21 protein-coding genes are annotated in these 21,370 nt (G+C 70.6%); 11 read left to right on the top strand and 10 right to left on the bottom strand.

The window, feature by feature from the left end; translation table 11 throughout:
- Positions 1 to 3 precede the first annotated feature (3 nt).
- The 8 genes from QR64_RS10850 (at position 4) to QR64_RS10885 (ending at position 6,459) form a co-directional block, all read left to right on the top strand.
- Positions 4 to 393 (top strand): hypothetical protein, encoded by a 390-nt coding sequence (locus tag QR64_RS10850; protein WP_024101289.1) that lies wholly within the window; start codon positions 4 to 6, stop codon positions 391 to 393.
- Between the two features lie 113 nt (positions 394 to 506).
- Positions 507 to 944 carry an SRPBCC family protein gene (locus QR64_RS10855; RefSeq protein WP_006554169.1) on the top strand — a complete coding sequence of 146 codons (438 nt, stop codon included), beginning with the start codon at positions 507 to 509 and terminating at the stop codon, positions 942 to 944.
- A 23-nt stretch (positions 945 to 967) separates the two neighbouring features.
- Positions 968 to 2,176 (top strand): ArsA family ATPase, encoded by a 1,209-nt coding sequence (locus QR64_RS10860; protein WP_006554168.1) that lies wholly within the window; start codon positions 968 to 970, stop codon positions 2,174 to 2,176.
- Positions 2,164 to 2,586, top strand: a complete 423-nt coding sequence (locus tag QR64_RS10865) for a hypothetical protein (protein WP_039585177.1) — start codon at positions 2,164 to 2,166, stop codon at positions 2,584 to 2,586. Before QR64_RS10860 ends, QR64_RS10865 begins: the two co-directional genes overlap by 13 nt.
- The gene (locus QR64_RS10870) at positions 2,583 to 3,560 is read left to right on the top strand and encodes an ROK family glucokinase (RefSeq protein ID WP_006554166.1); all 978 of its coding nucleotides are present in this window, start codon (positions 2,583 to 2,585) and stop codon (positions 3,558 to 3,560) included. The genes QR64_RS10865 and QR64_RS10870 overlap by 4 nt, the downstream gene beginning before the upstream one ends.
- Positions 3,561 to 3,737: 177 nt before the next feature.
- Positions 3,738 to 4,523, top strand: a complete 786-nt coding sequence (locus QR64_RS10875) for a lysophospholipid acyltransferase family protein (protein ID WP_006554165.1) — start codon at positions 3,738 to 3,740, stop codon at positions 4,521 to 4,523.
- 4 nt (positions 4,524 to 4,527) lie between these two features.
- Positions 4,528 to 5,019: a polyadenylate-specific 3'-exoribonuclease AS gene (locus QR64_RS10880; RefSeq protein WP_006554164.1), complete on the top strand. Its 492-nt coding sequence runs from the start codon at positions 4,528 to 4,530 to the stop codon at positions 5,017 to 5,019.
- A 54-nt stretch (positions 5,020 to 5,073) separates the two neighbouring features.
- On the top strand, positions 5,074 to 6,459 hold the full coding sequence (locus QR64_RS10885) for a class II 3-deoxy-7-phosphoheptulonate synthase (RefSeq protein WP_006554163.1): 1,386 nt from the start codon (positions 5,074 to 5,076) through the stop codon (positions 6,457 to 6,459).
- A 68-nt stretch (positions 6,460 to 6,527) separates the two neighbouring features.
- Here the strand turns inward: QR64_RS10885 and pknB are convergent, their stop codons facing one another.
- The gene (gene pknB / locus QR64_RS10890) at positions 6,528 to 8,570 is read right to left on the bottom strand and encodes a Stk1 family PASTA domain-containing Ser/Thr kinase (RefSeq protein ID WP_039585178.1); all 2,043 of its coding nucleotides are present in this window, start codon (positions 8,568 to 8,570) and stop codon (positions 6,528 to 6,530) included.
- Between the two features lie 182 nt (positions 8,571 to 8,752).
- On the opposite strand from pknB, the gene QR64_RS10895 reads away from it, so the two are divergent.
- Positions 8,753 to 9,124: an Rv2175c family DNA-binding protein gene (locus tag QR64_RS10895; protein ID WP_024101284.1), complete on the top strand. Its 372-nt coding sequence runs from the start codon at positions 8,753 to 8,755 to the stop codon at positions 9,122 to 9,124.
- A gap of 15 nt (positions 9,125 to 9,139) precedes the next feature.
- On the opposite strand, the gene QR64_RS10900 is transcribed toward QR64_RS10895, so the two are convergent.
- The 4 genes from QR64_RS10900 to QR64_RS10915 form a co-directional block, all read right to left on the bottom strand.
- Positions 9,140 to 10,078 carry a phytoene/squalene synthase family protein gene (locus QR64_RS10900; protein ID WP_084222318.1) on the bottom strand — a complete coding sequence of 313 codons (939 nt, stop codon included), beginning with the start codon at positions 10,076 to 10,078 and terminating at the stop codon, positions 9,140 to 9,142.
- Positions 10,071 to 11,657 (bottom strand): alpha-(1->6)-mannopyranosyltransferase A, encoded by a 1,587-nt coding sequence (locus tag QR64_RS10905; protein WP_170318566.1) that lies wholly within the window; start codon positions 11,655 to 11,657, stop codon positions 10,071 to 10,073. The genes QR64_RS10900 and QR64_RS10905 overlap by 8 nt, the downstream gene beginning before the upstream one ends.
- Positions 11,658 to 11,757: 100 nt before the next feature.
- Positions 11,758 to 13,290 (bottom strand): phytoene desaturase family protein, encoded by a 1,533-nt coding sequence (gene crtI / locus QR64_RS10910; RefSeq protein WP_039585179.1) that lies wholly within the window; start codon positions 13,288 to 13,290, stop codon positions 11,758 to 11,760.
- Positions 13,291 to 13,295: 5 nt separating this feature from the next.
- On the bottom strand, positions 13,296 to 14,342 hold the full coding sequence (locus tag QR64_RS10915) for a polyprenyl synthetase family protein (RefSeq protein ID WP_039585180.1): 1,047 nt from the start codon (positions 14,340 to 14,342) through the stop codon (positions 13,296 to 13,298).
- 219 nt (positions 14,343 to 14,561) lie between these two features.
- Between QR64_RS10915 and metF the strand changes: the two genes are divergently transcribed.
- Complete coding sequence (metF, locus tag QR64_RS10920) at positions 14,562 to 15,506, top strand: methylenetetrahydrofolate reductase [NAD(P)H] (RefSeq protein WP_170318569.1); 945 nt, start codon at positions 14,562 to 14,564, stop codon at positions 15,504 to 15,506.
- Positions 15,507 to 15,530: 24 nt separating this feature from the next.
- Here metF and QR64_RS10925 read toward each other — a convergent pair whose 3' ends face one another.
- The 5 genes from QR64_RS10925 to QR64_RS10945 are packed head-to-tail and all read right to left on the bottom strand — an operon-like array spanning position 15,531 to position 20,551.
- Positions 15,531 to 16,748 (bottom strand): glycosyltransferase, encoded by a 1,218-nt coding sequence (locus tag QR64_RS10925; protein WP_019289761.1) that lies wholly within the window; start codon positions 16,746 to 16,748, stop codon positions 15,531 to 15,533.
- On the bottom strand, positions 16,718 to 17,440 hold the full coding sequence (locus QR64_RS10930; RefSeq protein WP_006554154.1) for an LppM family (lipo)protein: 723 nt from the start codon (positions 17,438 to 17,440) through the stop codon (positions 16,718 to 16,720). The genes QR64_RS10925 and QR64_RS10930 overlap by 31 nt, the downstream gene beginning before the upstream one ends.
- Positions 17,437 to 18,315, bottom strand: coding sequence for a carotenoid biosynthesis protein (locus QR64_RS10935; RefSeq protein ID WP_039585181.1), 879 nt, complete (start codon positions 18,313 to 18,315; stop codon positions 17,437 to 17,439). Before QR64_RS10935 ends, QR64_RS10930 begins: the two co-directional genes overlap by 4 nt.
- Positions 18,312 to 19,907: a phytoene desaturase family protein gene (locus tag QR64_RS10940; RefSeq protein ID WP_039585182.1), complete on the bottom strand. Its 1,596-nt coding sequence runs from the start codon at positions 19,905 to 19,907 to the stop codon at positions 18,312 to 18,314. Before QR64_RS10940 ends, QR64_RS10935 begins: the two co-directional genes overlap by 4 nt.
- Complete coding sequence (locus tag QR64_RS10945; protein WP_006554151.1) at positions 19,904 to 20,551, bottom strand: GNAT family N-acetyltransferase; 648 nt, start codon at positions 20,549 to 20,551, stop codon at positions 19,904 to 19,906. Before QR64_RS10945 ends, QR64_RS10940 begins: the two co-directional genes overlap by 4 nt.
- 323 nt (positions 20,552 to 20,874) lie before the next feature.
- Between QR64_RS10945 and QR64_RS10950 the strand changes: the two genes are divergently transcribed.
- Complete coding sequence (locus tag QR64_RS10950) at positions 20,875 to 21,360, top strand: SAV_6107 family HEPN domain-containing protein (RefSeq protein WP_006554150.1); 486 nt, start codon at positions 20,875 to 20,877, stop codon at positions 21,358 to 21,360.
- Positions 21,361 to 21,370: the final 10 nt, after the last annotated feature.

A 21,370-nucleotide genomic window follows, 5' to 3' on the forward strand; every position in this document is an offset into this window, starting at 1 on the left:
TGCGTGAGCAGCATTCAGGTGGCGGACCAGACCTTCGTAGCGGCGCCTCCGGAGCGCATCGCCGAGGAGGTCGCGGCCCTCGATCGGTGGCGTGCATGGTGGCCCGATCTCGTACTGACCGTGCGGGAGGACCGAGCCGAGAAGGGCATCCGGTGGACGGTGTCGGGTCCGCTCGACGGAACGATGGAGGTGTGGATCGAGCCGGTTCTCGACGGCGCGGTGATCCACTACTTCCTGCACTGCGAGCCGGCCGGTGTCGCGCCCGAGCGGGTGGCGGGTCTCGACCTCGCGGGAATGAACCGTACGCGCCGGGTCCAAGGGAAGGTGATGACCTTCGAGGTCAAGCAGCGTCTCGAGGCCGGTCGTCCGGCAGGTGAACCGCCGCGACACTGAAGCCACCGAAGGCGCGTCGTCCCGATACCGTTGTTCCCACGGTGTGTGATAGACCCTCGGGGCGGGACTGATCGGTGCACACCCGAGGGACCGAGAAAGGGAGCCGTCACCACATGGCCGAGAAGACGAAGAGGTCGATCACCATCGACGCGCCGGCCGAGCGTGTCATGGAGGTCATCGCAGATTTCGATGCCTATCCGACGTGGGTGTCGGCGGCGAAGACCGTGGAGGTCGTGGAACATCGTCCCGACGGCCGCGCCGAACGCGTGCGCTTCGTCCTCGACGCCGGCATCGTCAAGGACACCTACGTCCTGCGGTACAAGTGGGCGTCCGACAACCGTGCCGTGAGCTGGGAGCTCGAGAGCGGTGAGATCCAGAAGGCCCAGTCCGGTTCGTACGTGCTGACCGAGGCCCCCGGCGGCACCACGGTCGTCGACTACCAGCTCACCGTGGATCTCACGATCCCGATGATCGGTCTGTTCAAGCGCAAGGCGGAGAAGGTCATCACCGACACCGCGCTGAAGGAACTCAAGAAGCAGGTGGAGGGCTGAACGTCCGGCACGCCCCGGCCCGCGTGCGATGGTTCCTCGGAAAGGGCGGCGCCGGGAAGACGACCCTTGCCGCGGCCGAGGCGCTCGCGACCGCCCGTGCGGGAGAACCCGTGCTCGTCGTGTCCATCGACCGGGCGCACTCCCTCGGCGACGTGCTCGACCTGCCTCCGGCCACGAACCGGGACGCCGGCGCGACGGACATCCGCACCGTCGAGGACAACCTCGGCATGGTCGAGATCGACTCGCTGCAGCTGCTCCGCACGCGCTACGCGGTCCTCGCCTCGATGGCGGCGCTCGCCGGGACGCACGAGCACGCAGACCAGTTCGACCTGCCCGAGCCCGACGAACTGACCGGGCTTCCCGGCGTCGAGGAACTGCTCGTGCTCGCCGAGGTCGCGCGACTCGCGGACAGCGGACGGTGGGCTCTCGTCGTCGTCGACGCCCCGGCCTCCGCCGACGCCCTGCGCACCCTCACCGCGCCGCGCACGGTCTCCGATTCGCTGGAACGGATCTGGCCTCAGCACAGCCGGGTCGCGGCGGCCACCGGTCCGGACCCCCGCACGGGTGTCTTCGTCGCGCTGTTCGATCGGTTGCTGTCGGGGATCACCGCGGTACGCGACCTGCTCGACGATCGCGGACGCAGCGCCGCGGTGATCGTGGCGACGCCCGACCGCGCCGGTCGTGCCGAGCTCGCACGGGTGCGATCGTGGCTCGCCCTGTCCGGCATTCGCGTCGACGCGGTCGTCGTCAACGGCGTCGTCCCCGCGGTGGGCGGTTCGGGTGCGGCTGCACGGCTGCTGGCCGATCAACGGGCCGCGCACGAGGCGATCGTCGCCGAGATCGGGGCGGCCGTCACCGACGTTCCCGTGATCGTGTGCGAGCGCCGTGCTGCGGAGCCGGTAGGGTTGGCAGCTCTGGAGGAGCTCGCCACGGCGCTCCGCCGCGATGCACTCGTTCCCTCGTCGGAGACCGACGAGCCGGTCCGGGTGCAGCAAGAATCGGGAACGGGGGTGGAGTCGGTGTACGCGATGCGCATGTACCTGCCGCTCGCCGATCCCGCGTCCCTGACACTCGGACGGATCGGCGACGACCTCGTCGTCGGCGCCGACGGCATGCGACGCCGGGTGCGACTCGCCTCGGGGCTGCGGCGGTGCACCGTCTCCGATGCCGAGTTCGACGGAACCGATCTGGTGGTGCGATTCGTACCGGATCCGGCGGTGTGGCCGCTGTGAGGGACGACCACGAAGCCCTGATCTCCGAGTTGTTGTTGCTCGCCGACGCCGTGCTCGACCGCGTCGAGGGCACGGTGCAGCAGTTCGTCGCCGCGACCGGCGACGCGTCTGCTCATACCGCCCCCGATACCGCGACCGGTTCGACGGCGCCGGGTGACGCCGAGGCCGCGACCACCCCGAAGGGGTGCGCGTGGTGCCCGCTCTGTGCCGCCGCAGCCCTGGTTCGCGGCGAGAACCACGAACTGGTCAGCAGGCTGGCGTCGAAACTGGCGGCGTTGATCGCGTTGCTGCGGAAGTTCCTCGCGCAGTTCCTGCCCTCGACCGGTGGCGTCCCGCCCGAGCCGACCCCCGATCCGCCGACACGGGATCGTCCGGCCTTCGAGCCGATCTCCGTCAACCTCCGCACGTGAACACGCACGACCCCGGGCTCACGGTCGGGATCGACATCGGGGGCACGAGCATCCGCGCGGCAGCCGTCGACCGTAACGGCGACGTCGTCGACAGTGTGCGCACGCAGACGCCGTCCTCCGCGGTCGCCCTCGAGAACGCGCTGCACCGGCTCGTCGAGCATCTGCGTGAGCGCAACGACATCGGCGCGGTCGGGCTGGGGGTCGCGGGTTTCCTCACCGAGGACCGCACCACCGTGCGGTTCGCACCGCATCTGCCCTGGCGCGATACGCCGCTCGCCGAGACGCTCACCGAACGCTTCGGGTTGCCGGTCGTTCTCGAACACGACGCCAATGCCGCGGCCTGGGCCGAGTACCGCTTCGGCGCCGCCGCGGGCAGCACGATCGCGGTGATGGTCGCGCTCGGAACGGGCATCGGCGCGGCCCTGCTGCTCGACGGCAGGATCTATCGCGGTGCCTACGGTGTGGCGCCCGAACTCGGTCACCTGCAGGTCGTGCCCGACGGGCGGCCCTGCCCGTGCGGCAAGCAGGGATGTTGGGAGAGGTATTGCAGCGGAACGGGTCTCGTGGACACGACCGTCGAGATGCTCGCGGCCGAACCCGGGCGGTCCGTTCTCGCGGGCGAGATCGCCTCGGATCCCGGATCGCTCACCGGCCGGCGGGTCGCCGGTGCGGCCCACGACGGCGACCCCGTCGCTCTCGCGGCCTTCGACGATTTCGCCCGCAGGCTCGCGCTCGGACTGGCGCTCGTCGCCGACGTCTACGACCCCGAGCTCGTCGTCATCGGGGGAGGGGTCTCCGGTTCCGCGCCGTTGTTCCTCGACGCCGCGCGCGAGCACTACGCGGCCGTGACCACCGGCGCCGGCCATCGTCCTCTCGCGCGCGTCCGGGTCGCGCAGCTCGGCGACGCCGCCGGGCTCATCGGTGCCGCCGATCTCGCCCGATCCGCGATCGAAACCTCACGACCGCCGCTGTAGTCGGATTCCACTGGAGGTGAGATTCGCCGGAGGTGAGATTATCGTCACGTCGACGTTGAAAGGGTGGGGTCGAGCACTGGGGCGATGTGCGAGGGGCAGTCGCGTCGTCGTAGAGTCGACCGGCGGGCGGTGCTGCACCGATCCGTGTGGGGGATGATCGGATTCGGGAAGGATGCCATGTGGTACTGGCTGTTCAAGTACGCCCTCCTGGGGCCGCTGCTGTGGCTCATAGGACGTCCGAAGTTCGAAGGCGGCGAGAACATTCCGGCGCACGGACCGGCGATCCTGGCCAGTAACCACCGGGCCGTCCTCGACTCGTTCTACCTTCCCCTCCTCGTACGTCGGCGCATCACCTTCCTCGCGAAGAGTGAGTACTTCACCGGCACCGGACTCAAGGGCGCCTTCCAGCGCTGGTTCTTCTCGTCCGTCGGGCAGGTCCCCATCGACCGCACCGGCGCCGACGCCGCGCAGGATGCGCTCAACGCCGGGGTCCGGGTGCTCGGCCAGGGCAAGCTGCTCGGCATCTATCCCGAGGGCACCCGCTCACCCGACGGACGCCTCTACAAGGGCAAGACCGGCCTCGCGCGACTGGCGCTGGAGACCGGCGTCCCCGTGATCCCCGTCGCCATGATCGGCACCGACCGGATGAACCCCATCGGGTCGAAGATGTGGCGACCGGCGAAGATCACCGTCCGGATCGGTGAGCCCATCGACTTCTCCCGGTTCGAGGGCATGGGCGGAAACAGGTTCGTGGAGCGCACAGTCACCGACGAGGTCATGTACTCGCTCATGCAGCTGTCGGGCCAGGAGTACGTCGACATCTACGCCGCCTCCCTCAAGAACAAGGGCTCGGCGGACGAGTCGGGGGTCGGGGACACGGGCGCGTCGACGAACGGCAGTGCCGCGACCCCGCCGCAGGACGGTCCCGTCGCGGACCGCGTTCCCGACACGCGTGCCGGGTGAGCAGGTGCGCTACTTCTACGACTGCGAGTTCATCGAGGACGGACGCACGATCGAACTCGTCTCGATCGGTGTCGCCTGCGAGGACGGCCGCGAGTTCTACGCGGTGTCGACCGAGTTCGACCCGACCCGGGCCGGAGCCTGGGTGCGCCGCAACGTCCTCCCGAAGCTCCCGCCCCCGGCGCACCCCGCCTGGAAGTCGCGATCGAGGATCCGCGACGACTTGCTGAAGTTCCTCGTGCCACGACCGGGCATCCGGCCCGAACTGTGGGCGTGGATCGGAGCCTACGACCACGTCGTGCTCGTCCAGCTGTGGGGCACCATGCCCGAACTCCCGGACGTCCTGCCCCGCTTCACCCGCGAGCTCCGGCAGTATTGGGAGGACTCGGGCTCACCGCCCCTGCCCCCGGCGCCGGACGACAACCACGACGCCCTCGCCGACGCCCGCCACAACCTCGCAAAGTTCGAAGCGATCGAGGTTGCTCGCCGGTCGCGGTGACGCGGGTAACGGGGTGCTGCGCCGCTTCCGGCCGTCACGCCATATCCTGGACGGGTGAACTGGACTGTCGACGTGCCGATCGACCGCTTGCCCGAACTTCCCCCGTTGCCCGAGGAGCTGCGTGCCAACCTCGACGCGGCGCTTGCAAAGCCGGCGCTGCAGCAGCCCAGCTGGCCCGAGGAACAGGCCGCGGCGATGCGCACCGTGCTCGAGAGCGTGCCTCCCATCACCGTGCCCCGCGAGGTCGAGGAGCTGCAGAACCAGCTCGCCGCCGTCGCTCGGGGTGAGGCCTTCCTCCTCCAGGGTGGCGACTGCGCCGAGACGTTCGCGGACAACACCGAGCCGCACATCAAGGGCAACATCCGCACGCTGCTGCAGATGGCGGTGGTGCTGACCTACGGTGCGTCGACGCCGGTCGTGAAGGTCGCGCGGATCGCCGGCCAGTACGCCAAGCCGCGTTCGTCCGACACCGACGCGCTCGGTCTGCCGTCCTACCGCGGCGATATGGTCAACTCGCTGGTCGCCGATGCCGAGGTGCGCAGGCACGATCCGTCGCGCCTCGTGCGCGCCTACGCGAACGCGAGCGCCGCGATGAACCTCGTGCGTGCCGTCACCGCCGCCGGTGAGGCCGACCTGCACCGCGTGCACGACTGGAACCGGGCCTTCGTCTCGGCCTCGCCCGCCGGTGCCCGCTACGAGGCGCTCGCCTCCGAGATCGATCGTGGTCTGCGATTCATGGACGCTTGCGGTGTCATCGACCCGAATCTGCGCGCGGCGACGATCTATGCCAGCCACGAGGCTCTCGTCCTCGACTACGAGCGCGCGATGCTGCGCCTCGACAACTCGGGCGACAAGCCGCGCCTGTACGACCTGTCGGCCCACTTCCTGTGGATCGGTGATCGCACCCGCCAGCTCGACGGCGCGCACATCGCGTTCGCGGAACTGCTGTCGAACCCGATCGGTCTGAAGATCGGTCCGTCGACCACCCCGGAGATGGCCGTCGAATACGTCGAGCGCCTGGATCCGCACAACACGCCGGGCCGACTGACCCTGATCTCCCGGATGGGTCACTCGAAGGTCCGCGATCTGCTGCCCGGCATCATCGAGCGCGTCGAGGCCTCCGGTCACAAGGTGATCTGGCAGTGCGACCCGATGCACGGCAACACCCACGAGGCGTCCACCGGCTACAAGACCCGTCACTTCGACCGCATCGTCGACGAGGTGCAGGGCTTCTTCGAGGTGCATCGCGCGCTGGGCACGCATCCGGGTGGCATCCACGTCGAGCTCACCGGTGAGGACGTCACCGAGTGCCTCGGCGGTGCCCAGGACATCTCCGATCTCGACCTGCACGGTCGCTACGAGACGGCGTGCGATCCGCGGCTGAACACGCAGCAGTCGATCGAACTCGCGTTCCTGGTCGCGGAGATGCTCCGCGGTTGATCACAGGGGAGATGCTCCGCGGTTGATGACAGCGGAGATGCCCCGCGGGTAGGGGAAAGGCGGTCGGATCAGGGCAGTGCGGTCAGCGTGACCGTGCTGCCCTGTTCTGCTCTCCGCCCCGCCCCGGGATTCTGGCCGATCACGACCGAGCGGTCGGAGTCGCCGAGTTGCCGCACCTCGACCTCGAATCCGAGGCGGGTGAGCTCGTCGCGGGCCGAGCCCACCGAGCGTCCCAACATCGACGGCACCTTCACTGCATTGGATACAAGGAGGGTGACGGTTCCGCCGGCGCTGACGTCTTCGCCCTCCTCCGGGTCGGTGCCGATGACCCGCCCCTCGTCGACATCGGCGTCGAAGACCTCACGGATGTCCCCGACGGTCAGGCCTGCCTCGTCGAGGATGCGACGCGCCTCGTCGACCGGGCGCCCGGTCAGATCGGGCAGGGTCACGGGCGGCGATCCCTTGCTGATCACAAGCGCGACCTCGGACCCCACGGGCAGGACGGTGCCGGGCGCGGGGTCGAGCGCGGCCACTCCGCCCTCGGGCACCGTGGTGCTGAACGCGGTACCGCCCTCGACCGGTTCGAAGGTGCGGCTCCGCAGTTCGTCCTCGACGACGGATCTCTCACCGGCGCCGGGAATGGACGGGACGGTGGGCCTGCCGAGCGACACGAGCAACTCGATCGTGTCGCCGTCGGGCACGCGTGAGCCCGCGGTGGGGTCGGTGCCGAGGACGGTGTCGACGGGAACGTCGTCGGAGTATTCGCCCCGGATCTCGCTGGACAATCCGGCCGTCTCGATCGCGGACACGGCCGCCGCCTTGTCGAGTCCCAGCACGGTCGGGACGTCGCTGAGCCGGCCGGCGCCGAGCCACCACCCGGCGATCCCCATGAACAACGCGAGCACGATGATCGCGGCGATCCAACCGGCGGCGGACCGGCGCTGACGGCGGCGGTCGACGGCGTAGTCGGGCGGGGGCGCCACCGGTTCGGTGTCGGGACGCGGATGGGTGCGGGTCGCGACCCGGGTCGGGTGCGGGCGCGTGGCCGGTGCATTCGGGCCGGGCGTGGCCGGCACGGCGGTCTGCACGGTCGTCGGAGCATGCGAGTTCGCGGCCGAGCCGGTAAGCACCGTCGTCGGCGGAGCAGGATCGGCAGGCCCGGAAGCGGCGCCGTCGATGGTGCGGGTCGGTGCCGCGGCATCGGGATCCACCACGGGTGGCGTCCGCACCGCGGATCGTCTCGGAGCCGGAACCCGGTAGCGGGGGAGATCGAGCGTGTCGCATATCTCGCCGAGCGCGACGGCCATCACCTGCGCGTCGGCGTAGCGTTCCGTCGGTTCGCGTTCGGTGGCCCGGCGGACGAAGGCGTCCAGTTCGGGAGGAACCCCGTCGATGGCCGAACTCGGATCCGGCACGTCCTTCTCCACGCGCTGGTACGCCACCGACAGGGACGTGTCGCCGGTGAAGGGAGTGCGGCCGGTGAGCATCTCGTACACGAGCACACCGGCGGAATAGACGTCGCTACGCGCGTCGGCGCTGCCGATGGTCACCTGCTCCGGAGACAGGTACGCCGCGGTGCCGAGGATCACGCTGCGCGAGGTGGTGGTCGCGGCGGCGACCGCCCGGACGAGCCCGAAGTCGGCGATCTTCACCTCACCGTTGCCGGAGATGAGGATGTTCTCGGGCTTGATGTCGCGGTGCACGAGACCCGCCCGGTGGGCGACGGCCAGGGCCCCGAGGACCGGTGCGGCCACGGCGGCCGCGGCGTGCGGCGGCATCGGCCCGCGTTCGCGCAGCAGCTCGCGCAGGGTGCCGCCCTCGACGAGCTCCATCACGAGGAAGACGTGATCGCCGTCCTGGCCCTGGTCGTAGACCGCGACGAGCCCGGGATGCGTCAATCGCGCGACGGATCTGGCCTCGAACTCGAACCGTGCCAGGAATTGGGGATCGGCCGCGAACTGCGGATCCATGATCTTCACGGCGACGGGACGGTCGAGACGCATGTCGGTGCCGCGGTAGACGGTCGACATGCCGCCCCGCGCGATCTGCGATTCGATGCGATAACGCCGGTCGAGCACGACGCCGACCAGTCGGTCGCCTCCAGCGGTCACCCGGTGTACCCCCGTGTCTCGTGCGTGATGGTGGGACGCCGGTACCCGGGCCTTCGAGGTATCGACGTGACGAAGCTCCGGCTCCGCGTGTGCGGAGCGATTTCGTCCCCGTCGATCGTAGCCAGCTCCCGTGGACGGTAGCCGCGTAGCTGCCTGCGCGGCCGCAGCGATAACGTGGTGGGGTGAGTGCAATCCCTTACTGCGACGACGTTCTCGACCGCTCCGTGCCCGTGGTGCAGCTCGTCGACGTGGCCAAGAGCCTCGGCGTCGCCACCTCCCGCGTACACCAGATGGTGCGCGACCGGCAGCTGCTGGCGTTCAAGCGCGACCGCGTGCCGGTCCTGCCCGAGGCCTTTCTCGACGAGGAAGGAAACGTTCTCAAGGGTCTTCCGGGCCTGATCGCGGTGCTACACGACGGCGGTTACGAGGACGACGAGATCCTGCGGTGGCTCTTCGCCGAGGACGATTCTCTTCCCGGTGGATGCCCTGTGGCCGCGATGCACACGCAGTCCGCGCGCGAGGTCGTGCGGCGGGCGCAGGCGCTCGCCTTCTGAGTCTCCGGGGCGTCGTTACCGCTTCCGGAGCAGCGAGCCGGCGACGTACTCGGTGATCATGACCGCGGCGCGCGTGCGGCGCGGAACCGTCGCGCGCCGGTCGAGCACCCGGAACCCGCTGCGTTCGACCTCGTCGAGAATCCGCCCGTAGAGCGTGAAGGCTGCGCGGATACCCGGCCGGATCCGGTCGGGGAGTACCTCCAGCCCGGGTTCGGCTTTGCGATATTCGGCGCGGGTCAGCGCGACCGCGTGGGCGAGTGCCCGCCGGACCCTCGGGTCCATCGCGCCGGTGCGCCGGCATTCCTGCAGCAGGTCGATGTCGACCCCGAAGGCCGACCACAGTTCGAGCGGGATGTAGAGACGTCCGCGTTCGAGGTCCTCGCCCACGTCGCGGATGAAGTTGGTGAGCTGGAACGCCGCCCCGAGCGCGGCTGCGGCGGGCGGGGCGGCCGGATCGTCGATGTCGAGGATCGGCAGCAGTTCGAGACCGATCACCGCCGCCGAGCCGTACATGTACTCGCGCAGTTCCTCCATGGTCCCGTAGCGGGGCCGGAACTCGGGCGTGCCGGGCACGTCCATGCGCATGGATCGGATGAACGCCTCGAAATAGTCGATCGGGATGCGGTACTGCCCGATCGTGTCGGCAAGCGCGCGGACCACGAGACCGGTGTGGTCGAGCGGGCCGGGAGCGCCCGCGAGTGCGGCGTGCAGACGGCTGTGCGCGTCGTCGACACCACGGATCGCGGCCTCCGGGTCGTCCACGGCGGTGACGTCGACGATGTCGTCGACGTGTCGGGCGAAGCCGTAGAGCGCGTGCACGGCGTGTCGTCGCGAGGCGGGCAGCAGCCGGGTCGCGAGGTTGTAGGTGCGTCCGTGTTCGGCGGTGAGCTCGGCGCAGTAGGCGTAGGCCCGGGTGAGATCGTCGGCCGCGATCCCCGTGGGGCGCTCAGGCACGGTCGTCCAGGGCAGCGCCGGCGGGTGATGCCGGTCGAGGTCGTAACCGCAGGCGCAGCGGGTCGTAGGTGACCAGCGAACGGGCCGCGACGATCGAGGCGAACACCGCGAGCGCGACGTGCGCGATGTTGTACATCCCGATCGACCCGTCGGGGTTGAAGATCAACATCAGCCATGTCGACAGTGCGACGAGCACCATGAGCACCCGGGGCGACATCGCGAAGGCGGCGGCGACGGCGAGCGGCCAGGAGTAGTACCAGGGCAGCGCGGCGGGCGACAGCAGGGTCACCGCAGTCAGCGCCACGACGATCCCGAAGATCGCGTCGCGCTCGGTGCGGCGGAAGCGCCACCACGCCCACACGAGGATCACCACCAGCGCGATCGCGCAGAGCATGCGTGTGATGTCGAGGACCGATCCGAGCCGCCACGGAGTGACCCAGGTGACGGCGTGCGCCATCATCGTCGGCAGCGACAGCCAGTTGATGATCTTCGACGAGCCGGACAGGGCGGTGAGCCAGCCGATGCCGACACCGGCGAGCAGCGAGGTGCCACCGAAGACCGCGGCGAAGACCCCCAGTCCCAGGCCGACGGCCTTGGCGAACAGGCGCACGGGCGCTGCCGGTTCGCGTCCCTCGGCAAGCGCACGATCGCGTTCGTGGATCATCCACACCCACACCAGGAAGGGCAGTGCCAATCCTGCGGTGGCCTTGATCGCGGCGCCGAGGGAGACCAGGGCGATGCCGCCGAGGTGCCGGCCCTCGAGCACGAACACGATGCCGGCGATCATGAGACCGACCATCAGCAGCTCGTTGTGCACACCGCCGACGAGGTGGATCAGTACGAGCGGGTTCAGCACTGCGAGCCACAGGGCAATCGCGGGATTTCCGCCCATGCGACGGGCGAGTTTCGGCACGGCCCACGCCATGAGTGCCAGGCCGGGAAGCATGGTCAGGCGCCACAGCCAGGTGCCCGTCACCACGTTGTCGTCGGTGATGGACGTGATGCCCGCACCGAGCAGCAGGTGGACGGGCCCGTAGGGCGTGGTCGTCGTTGTCCACACATTGCTGACGTTGTCGAGCAGGACGCCCGGATTGACGACCGGGCCCACCTCGTACGGGTCGAAACCGTCGCGCAGCAGTGCGCCCTGCGCGAGGTAGGAGTAGGCGTCGCGGCTGAACATCGGTGTCGCGACCAGCAGGGGAGCGGTCCACGCGGGCAGCACCGTCCACAGATCGCGCACCGTGACGTGGCCGGCGAGGGTCGCCCGGCCGACGCGCACCCACGCTGCGATCATGAGGAGCACACCGACCCACAGGATGATCCGCGAGAGCAACTGGCCGTGGCCGAACCGCAGCCACGACAGATAGATGTCCTCGAGCAGCGGGTCGATCCGCCGGACACTGCCCGATCCGAAACTGCCGAAGGTCATGAGTACCGCGCCCCACGCGCCGAGCAGCGCGGCATGGCCGGCGGGACTCCTCAGGAATGCGTGCTTCGGACGCTCACCCGCCGGTGCGGCCGTCCCCTCCGGCGCGGGCGAGGTCTGCGGCTCGGCGTCGGGCGAGGCAGGGGACGACATCGGTACGGTTCCTCCCCCGTGGACGTGTGGATGCGCGGCGCGCAGATAGCTGGCGAACGAGGACAGTTTAGTGGAGACGCGGAGCGTGGTGCGCCCGGTGTCACCGCCTTCGCGGAACACCGAGCCGTTCGGCGGCGAGCCTTCCGGACAACAGCACGGTGGGGACACCGACGCCCGGCACCGTCGCCGACCCCGCGAGCACCACGCCGGGAACGGCCGGATCGAGGTTGCGGCGCCGGAACGGTCCCGTCTGCCGGAAGACGTGAGCGCTCGAGAACGGGCTGCCCGCCTGCATGCCACGAGCGTGCCAGGTGGCCGGCGTGTCGATGTGGTCGACGCGGAAACCGTCCGTGATGCCGCCGTATCCGCGGCGGTCGAGGACGTCGAGCAGTTCGTTGCGATAGGGCACCGCGAGCTCGGCCCAGGCGAGCGGAGCGCTGTCGAGGCTCGGGCATGGCGCCAGCACCGACAATGGTTCGTGCTCGACGCCCTCACGGGTGAATCGCAGGCCGGGATCGGACAGTGCCGGTCGCGTGATGAGCAGCGAGGGGTCCGACATCGGCCGGCCGCGTCCGCGGCTGCGGGTGATCTCCGCGAAGGTGCGGTCCCACTCCCCGCCGAAATCGATCACGTGGTGGTGTTGCGCCGCCCAGCCACGGGTCACCCCGGTGGGGATCGACCCGTGCAGCACGACGGCCGACGGCGCGGCCAGCGTGCGGCGGCACCGTCGGCGCGGCAGCAATCCGTCGACCACCGGGGTGTCGGGGGTCAGGACGGCCGCGTCGCACGGGAAGCGCTGTCCGTCGCGGGTGCGGACACCGTCGACCCGACCGGCGGAGAGGTCGAGCGAGGTCACCTCCCGGCCGAGTTCGAGCCGTCCGCCGGCCTCGACGAACGCCGCGGCCATCGCGCGGGCGACCGACCGCATGCCGCCGTCCACCGCGTACACGCCCAGCGACGTGTCCATGTGGGCGATGGCCCCGTAGACGGCGAGGGCCCGTGCCGGAGCGACCCCCGCGTACAGCGCCTGGAAGGTGAAGACGCGGCGCAGGCGCGGGTCGGTGACCCTGCGGTTCACCTGCGCGCCGAGCCTGCCGAACCCGCCCAGTCGGAGCAGACGCGCCAGATCGCGCAGCGCCGCCGGGGACGAGACCAGGTCGAGCGGCGAGTCGAAACTCGCGTCCATGAAGCGGTCGAACTCGGCGTCGAAGATGTCGGCGAGCCACGCGCGCAACCCCAGATAGCGGCGTGCCTCGTCGGGACCGCACACCCGTGAGATCTCCGCGACCATGGCGTCGGGGTCGGAGTGCACGTCGATCGAGGTGCCGTCGGCGAACCGCGCGTGGTAGGCGGGGGACAGTCGCCGGGTGCGCAGGGCCGGCCGGACGGAGTTGCGGTCGGTGCCCACCGCGGCGAGCGCGTCGTCGATCAACTCGGGCATCGTCAGCACGGTGGCGCCGTTGTCGATCTCGTAGCCCGGGCCGTGATAGCTGCCGACCCGGCCGCCGACGTCGTCGGCGCGTTCGAGCACCGTGACGTCCTTACCGGCGCCGCGCAGGTACAGTGCCGCCGACAGACCGGCGAGACCGGCACCGACCACGACGACCCGGTCGGCGCCGGGAACGGTCCGCACCGCCCTCACGCCACCCGTCGCGTCGCCGCGACCGCCGACTCGCGCAGAAGGGCCTTGCCCTCCTCGGTGGCGCCGGACGCCTCGAGCGCCTCGAACGCGCTGTCGGTCAGTTCCGAGATGCGGTCCTCGATTCGGGCGACCGCGCCGAGATCGACGAGCAGCGAGCGGAGGTGCTCGACCTGCGCGTCGGACAGATCGGTCCCGATCGAGGTGCGTAGCAGCTCGGCCGCGGCCGGATCGGAGGCATCGGCCGTCTCCAGTGCCAGCGCGTACAGGACGGTCCTCTTGCCCGAGCGCAGGTCGTCGCCCGACGGCTTGCCGGTGACCTCGGGGTCGCCGAAGACACCGAGCAGGTCGTCGCGCAGCTGGAACGCCAGGCCGATGTCGGTGCCGAAGCGGCGGTAGGCATCGATGAGGTCGTCGTCGGCGCCGGCGAGGGCAGCGCCGATGTGCAGCGGGCGTTCGATCGTGTACGCCGCGGTCTTGAACCGGTTGACCCGCGTGGCGGCCTCCACCGATTCGTCCGCCGCCACCTCGTTGGCGATGTCGAGATACTGCCCGCCGAGCACCTCGGTGCGCATCGCGGCCCAGGCGGGGACCACGCGCGCGACGGTCGCGGGGTCGAGCCCCGCCGAGTGCAGCATGTCGTCCGCCCACACCAGGGCGAGGTCGCCGAGCAGGATCGCCACCGACTCGCCGAACTGCTCCGCCTTACCGTGCCAGCCGGCCTTCCGGTGCTGCTCGGTGAACTCGACGTGCACGGTGGGGAATCCGCGGCGCGTGGTGGAGGCATCGATGATGTCGTCGTGGACGAGCGCCGCGGCCTGCACGAGCTCGAGCGCGGAGCACGCCTGCAGGACGGCCTCGGCGTCCGGCCCGGTCGGGTCACCACCGGCGCCGAGCCAGCCCGTCCAGGCGAAACGCGGACGCACCCGCTTGCCGCCGCGCAGCACGAATGCCTCGAGCGTGTCGACGGCCTGCCGGTATCCATTGCCCACCGAGTCGACCAGGTCGGAGCGTGAGGTGAAGAACTGCCGGAGGGAGTCCTCCACCCGATGGGGGAGCTGCTCGGCAGACAGGTGAACGGCGCCGGTAGACAGGACGAAACCTCCAGGTCGATGGGTGACGGCACCTCGGAGGCGGGTGAGCCGGAGGTGCCGCGACCAGCCTATCCGCACAGTCGGGTCGTCGCCGGTAGCGACCGCCCCGGGGGCGCCACCTATGCTGGACCGGTGACAAGCGACTTCGTCAGGGCAACCGAGGACGGCGGGATTTCTCGGACCCCGTCGATCGTGGACCGTCTCGGGTCCGCGCGTTCGGGCCGCATTCCGTTCTCCGTCGAGTTCTCCCCGCCTCGCGACGCCGAGGCCGAGGGACGACTGTGGCGCGCCGTGCGGACGTTCGAACGTCTCGGCCCGGCCTTCGTATCGATGACCTACGGCGCCGGGGGCTCCACCCGCGACCGTACGGTCCGGGTCACCGGACGCCTCGCCGAGGAGACCACCCTCCTGCCGGTCGCGCACCTCACGGCCGTCGGGCACAGCATCGACGAACTGCGCGCGATGGTCGGCGCCTACGCCGACCGCGGCATCACCAACATCCTCGCGCTGCGCGGTGACCCGCCGGGCAACCCGCTCGGCGAGTGGGAAAAGCACCCCGAAGGTCTCGAATACGCCGACGAGCTCGTGCGTCTGGTGCGCGAGCTCGGCGACTTCCACGTGGGCGTCGCGTCGTTCCCCGAAGGACACCACCGGTCCCCGGACCTCGATCACGACACCCGCTATCTCGTGCAGAAGCTCCGTGCGGGTGCCGAGTACTCGATCACCCAGATGTTCTTCGACGTCGAGCACTACCTGAGGCTGCGCGACCGGGTCGTGGCCTGCGACGCCGAGCAGGGGCTCAAGCCGATCATCCCCGAGATCATGCCCATCACGTCGCTGCGCTCGGCGCGGCGCAGCCTCGAACTGTCGGGTTCGCACCTGCCGCCCGTTCTCGAGGAGCGGCTGCGGCGCGCGGCAGGCGACGGTCCGGAGGAGAACCGCGCCGCGGTGCGCGAGGTGGGTATCGAGGTGGCGACGGAGATGTGCGAGCGGCTGATCTCCGAGGGTGCGCCGTGCCTGCACTTCATCACGCTCAACTTCGCCCGCGCGACCGGCGAGGTGCTCGACCGCCTCGGCTACGAGCTCGAAGCTCCCGCCGCGGTGCAGCCGGCCTGACATCCGGCCCGCGCCGGTTCGGGGTCAGGGCAGGACGCGGGCCTTCCACGCCGCGCGTCCGCTGCGCCGTGCCCGGATCGACGACGCCGTGAGCGCACCGACCGCCAGGACCGATGCCGGGTGCGCCGCGGCGTCCAGCAGATCGTCGACGGGACGGTCCGGAGCGTCCGGGTGTCGGCGTCCTCCCCGCTCGGTGACGCGCGCGAGAAGGCGTGACGTCACGCCCGCGGTGGCACCGGCCACGCCCCAGCGTCGCGTCCGTCCCCCGCCGAGAAGCGCCGCGGCCGGGGGCACGAAGTAGGCGAGGAGATACAGCGCGACCACCGCGGCCGCCCCGACCGGGGATCCGAACGCCGACCACAACCAGCGGGTGTAACCGCCGATCAGCGGGCGGGCTCCGTCGTACATCCGGCACGACGCCAGTCCGCCCGCGGCCGCGACCGTCGTAGGCAGTCCGGCGCGACGCAGTGTCCGGGCCAGATCCAGATCCTCCGTGGGACTCGCCGCGACCGCGGCGTGCCCGCCGATCGCCGCGTAGGCGCGCGCGTCGAAGACGAGGAACTGTCCGCACGCGACCGCCATCGACGGCCGGTGGGTGCGGTGCGAGACCGCGACGGGCAGCAACGAGAACCACGACCAGAACAGCAGGGGCTGCACGAGCCGTTCGAGCGCCGATCCGGTGAGCTGGTACGGGAACGGTGAGACGAGCGCGGCGTCCTGGTGGCGCAGCAGAGCGACGGCGGCGGCGAGCGCGTCGGGTGCGAGCCGGACGTCCGCGTCGACGAACACGACGATGCCGCTGTCGGTAGTCGATCCGGCGTGGGCGACGGCTGCGGCGCACGCGGCCGCCTTCCCGGTCCATCCTTCGGGCGGTGGCTGTGTCGATCGGACGACGGTGATGCGCTCGTCGCCCTCGGCCGCGGCCGTGGCCAGGTCGGCGGTGCCGTCGGACGAGTCGTCGTCGAGGATCACCACGCGCAGGGCGTGCAGTCCTGTCTGTGCCCGCAGGTCGGAGACGATCGCGGCGATGCGGGGCGCCTCGTCGCGGGCGGGGACGACGACGGTGACCTGCTCGTCGACCACCGGTCCCGGCACGAGACGAGGGAGCGAGACCCGATTCGCGACGGCAACGGCCGCGCCGTAGGAGGCGACGAGAGCGCCACCGGCGACGAGTCGCGTGAGACCGGGGGACGGGTCGCGCGGAAGGCGGGTCAGGACCGCGTCCCGTTCGCCGACGACCACTGCGGCGCGGGATTGCGGGTGAACCAGGCCGCGCCGGCGATGATCAGCGTGACACCGAAGGCGCCGCCGGCCATGATTCCGGCCCAGCCCGCGAAACCGCGCGTGTTGGGATCGGCGTAGCGCACCTCCGCGCGGAGGGTGCTCACCTCGCCGGCCGGAATCTTCCAGGTCACGACCGAATCCGACTCGCGGGTGCCGTTGGTGGTCGCCACCCGGGCGGGGAACGCGATGGTGAACTGCACGTCGGTGCCCTGGGTGGGAGCGGACTCGAGATCCACACGTCCGTTCAGTGCCACCAGATCGCCCGAGCGCTGCAGGTTGAGCTGGAACATGCCGGCGCTCTGATCGGACATCGTGGCGAGCTGCTGGACGTCGCCGAAGGTGAGGTCGTTGAAGAAGACCTGGCTCCCGACGTAGCCGTCCTGCGAGTACTCCTGCACCCGCACCTTCCCGGCCAGGGCCGAGGGAGCGGTGAGTTCGGGGCCGGGATCGTTCTCGTCGGCGGGGATGGTCGCGGCGACGATCTGCCCCGACACACGGTCGTCGGAGGAGATCCCCATCGTCGCCTGCACGCGCAGGCAGCCGGTGAGGAGCGGTAGGCCGAGGAGCACGAGCCCCACGACCGCGACGACACGACGGCGGACGGACAGGATGGACGACTGCACGGAGAACATGGTGCCAGGCACGGTCATCCTCGTCGGTTCTTCGGGTCGCTCGCGGCGAGTCGTGCCTCGTCCCGCCCGGGACCGGACACGCTTGCGCGCCACGACCGGACGAGTGAGACCAGCAGGGGAAGACCCAGTACCCCCATGACGACCAGCCCGTAGACCGCGGAGTAGCCGAGTTGGGGAGCGTCGAGGAATACGCTGTGGGCGAGGGCCGAACCGAGCCACGTCCACAGGAACAGCGCAATCGGCACGGCGTCGTGCCGGGGCGCGTCGGCACGGTCCGAGCGGGAGTCGACGAGCACGAGTACGGTCGCCATGATCGCGGCGACGAGGAGCCAGCCCGCGTAGTTGGTGAGCGGGATGTGCTCGATCCCGGGCAGGCCGCCGGCGTTGCACCACGACCAGTGCCCGTCCGCCACCATCTGGGGGTCGAGATAGAGATCCCAGCCCAGCATGCCGACGGTGACCGCCGCGACCCTGCCGGGACCGTTGCGGACGAGGCGGGAGGCCACGCACCAGACGGGGTACAGGCCCGCCGACCACGCCAGCGGCACCACCAGCGGGACGTCGAGTGCGGCCGGCCCGAGCCTGTCGGTGACGTAGCTGTAGCAGCCGTAGGGATAGCCGGTCCTCGTGCCGACCACCTCGGACAGATACCCGATGCCCGCCGAGCTGACGAACAGGACGACGGCGAAGGTGATGCCGCGGTTCAACGCGGCGTGGACGAGGCAGGCGGCGGTGAGCAGCGTGACGACCGCGACGGTCGCGGCGTCCCGGGCGCCGCCCTCGGTGAGGGGATAGGCGATCTGGGCGAGGACCGCGGCGACGGCCGGGACGATCGGAAGGACCGTCCGCCACCGGGCCGGTCGGGGCGGTGCGGGGACGCGGGTGTCGGTCACCGCGACACCCAGCCCTTCACGCGGTCCACGAGACTGCCCTTGGCGTCGGCGAGGGCGACCCGGGCGGCGTTGCGGCCGCTCGCACCGGAGACTCCACCACCGGGATGGGTCGAGGCGCCGGTGAGATAGAGGCCGGGCGCGTCGGGCACCCGGTAGCCGGACAGCTCCGGCAGCGGACGCCACAGGAACATCTGGTCCAGCGACATCTCCACGTGCATGACGTTCCCGCCGAGCAGGCCGAGTTCGCTCTCGATGTCCGCGGGGGTCTGCACGTGGCAGTGCTCCACGCTCGCGGTGAAGCCGGGAGAGCGCGTCTCCATCTCGGCGAGGATGCGGTCGGTCTCGGCGCCGGCGATGTCCGCCCAGCGACGTCCGCCGCGCAGCGCGTACGGATGCCACTGGGACCACAGCGTGATCTGGTGCTTGCCGTCGGGTGCGATCGTCGGGTCGAGGGCGGAGAAGCTCATCGCGAGGACGGTGGGTCGCGGGGGCAGGTCTCCCGCCATCGCGGCACCATGCGCGGCGCGCAGGTGGGCGCGGTCGTCGACGAGCAGTTGCAGACCGGAGGTCGTCGATTCGGGCTCGTCGCAGCCGCGGTAGCGGGGCAGCGAGTCGGTGCCGAGGCGCAGGACCATGCCGATGCCCGGACCGACCCGCATGCTGCGACGCCAGCCCTCGAGCCGGTCGCGGTCGTATCCGCCGCGGTCGAGCAGATCCAGCGTGGTCAGCACGTGGCATCCGGCGACGACCCTGTGGGCTTGCACCGAGCGTCCCGATTCGGTGCGCACGGTCCACCGATCGCCGGTCCGGCGGATCTCGGTGGCGGCGTCGCCGCAGGTCACCGTGCCGCCATCGGACCGCAGCCGCGACAGCAGGGCCTGGGTGAGCGCACCGCTTCCGCCGATCGCGCGACCCGGGGGAAGGGTGTGCATGAGGGCGGCGAAGCCCACCATCGCCGCGGTGCCGGGTTCGGACATGGGCGGGCCGGACTGCGCGCCGAACCAGGCGAGGGCCGCCTTGAGGGGTTCGTCGTCGAAGTACTCGTCGAGCAGGCTGTCGCCGGTGGTGAGGAACCGGCGGGACAGGGCGCTGCCACCCTCACCCGCGTCGAGTCCCCAGAACGAGGACAGCAGGTGCCGGCCGGTCGGGGGACGGGTGAACGACGTCATCACCGCCGCGCTGCGCGGGCCCCAGTCCTGCACGAAGCGGCGGTACGCGTCGGCCTCGCGGCGTCCGCAGGCGGCCTCGACGGAGGCGCAGGTCCGGTCGAGATCGCGGTGGAAGACGATGCCGGGACGGTCGGAGTCCGCAGGGGGCGGCGCGTACGCCCACGGGTCGCAGTCGATGTAGCGCAGGCCGTGGGCGGCGAGATCGAGTTCCTCGACGATCCCGGAGTGGCGCACCATGATGTGCGCCGAGGAGCCGCGGTCGACGGCATATCCGGGGAAACGTTCGACGGTGGAGACGGCGCCGCCCGGCACGGTGTCGCGTTCGAGAACCTCCACCGACCATCCGTCGCGGGCGAGATAACACGCGGAGACCAGGGCGTTGTGGCCCGAGCCGACGACGACGACGTCGAGTGTGGCGTTCATGGGGTACCGCTTCCGTCCGGATCGCCGATCGTGTGATGGTGGTGCGGAACGAGGTCCGGCTCGAGGGGCAGGCTCCTGCCGAGGACCGCGAACGGGCGGGCGTCGCCGGTGAAGACGAACCGGCGGACGACGTCCTGGAATCCGAACCGACGGTACAGCCGCCACGCCCGGTTGTCCTCGCCCGGCACCTCGGGTGTCGACAGCAGTACGGCCGCTTCCGTGCGTCCCCGCAGCAGCGCCGACAGGAGCAGTTCACCGATGCGGCGTCCCTGCATGTCGGGTCGGACGTGCAGTTCGGTGAGCTCGAAGTAGTCGGAGAGAACGCGATCGATCTCCTCGGGGGACCGTCCGGAATGGCGCATGCCGGCGCGCACCTGCTGGTGCCACCACTGGCGGGTGTCGCCCCGGTAGCCGTACGCGATCCCGACGACGGTGTCCGGATCCTCGGGGAGGCTCGCGGCGAACGCCTGCCAACCCGCGCGGGCCGAATGCTCGGACCACATCGGCGCGCGGTGGTACTCCGTGCCTCGGGGATATCGCATCGCCGCGACGTAGACGGTCAGCAGCGAGGGCAGGTGCGCACGGAAGTCCGCGGGGGAGAGCTCGGTGAGGATCGGGGCGTCCTGGCAGGGATCGGTGGTCATGCGTGACTCGTTCGGGTGGCTCGCGGTGCGTCGGAGGTGCTCGGGTCTCGCTGATCGTTCGGGATGACGTGGCCGCTTTCTCTTGACGGGTTGTCGGTGGGTCCAGCTATATTGAATACGTCGAACGCATGTTCGACATCGGTGATCCGGGGATGTTCGAGGGAAGCGAACATCCCCGGATCACCCTGGGGTCTCCCGCTCGGCGTCCGTGTCGGGCCTCACTCGAGGACAGTGATCTCCGTTCCTCGGCGTTTCGGCGGGAATGCCACCGGATACCGCTCGTTGTAACGAGTGGTGAGACCACGCCGAGGAGGTGCGTGAACATGGCCAACGGTCAGGTCGCGAGTCGAGGCCCGCGCCGAACGTCTCCCACGCTCGGGCCGTCCGCATGCATCGACCATGCCACCTCGGCGCGCGCGGCGACGCTGCTGCGCAAGGCCGACGATCTGCTTTCCGGTGCCGCCGGTGCCGGCGATCCGGGCGAGCGGTTCCGCCTCGCCTACCTGGCGGCGCTGCGCGGTGCCGGTGCGGTGGTCGCGGCCGCGGAGCTGCGCTCCGGGATCCGGCCCCGCCGACCCGCGACGCGCAACGCATGGGCACTCATGGCGCGCGCCGACGAGTCCTTCGCCGTCTGGGCCGACTACTTCGCCGATCGCTCCGCCACCCGCACCGCGGTCGAGGCGGGGGTCGCGCAGGCGGTGGGAGCCGACGAATCCGGTGCCTTCTACGACGAGGTGGGCCACTTCCTGCACGATGTGGAGGGCTATCTCGACGCCGAAGCAGAGCCGGAGGTCGGTGTCGGTGGGTGACTTTCGCCCC

Origin of the sequence: Rhodococcus sp. Chr-9, from assembly GCF_000801125.1 — a bacterium.
Taxonomy (GTDB): domain Bacteria; phylum Actinomycetota; class Actinomycetes; order Mycobacteriales; family Mycobacteriaceae; genus Rhodococcus; species Rhodococcus pyridinivorans.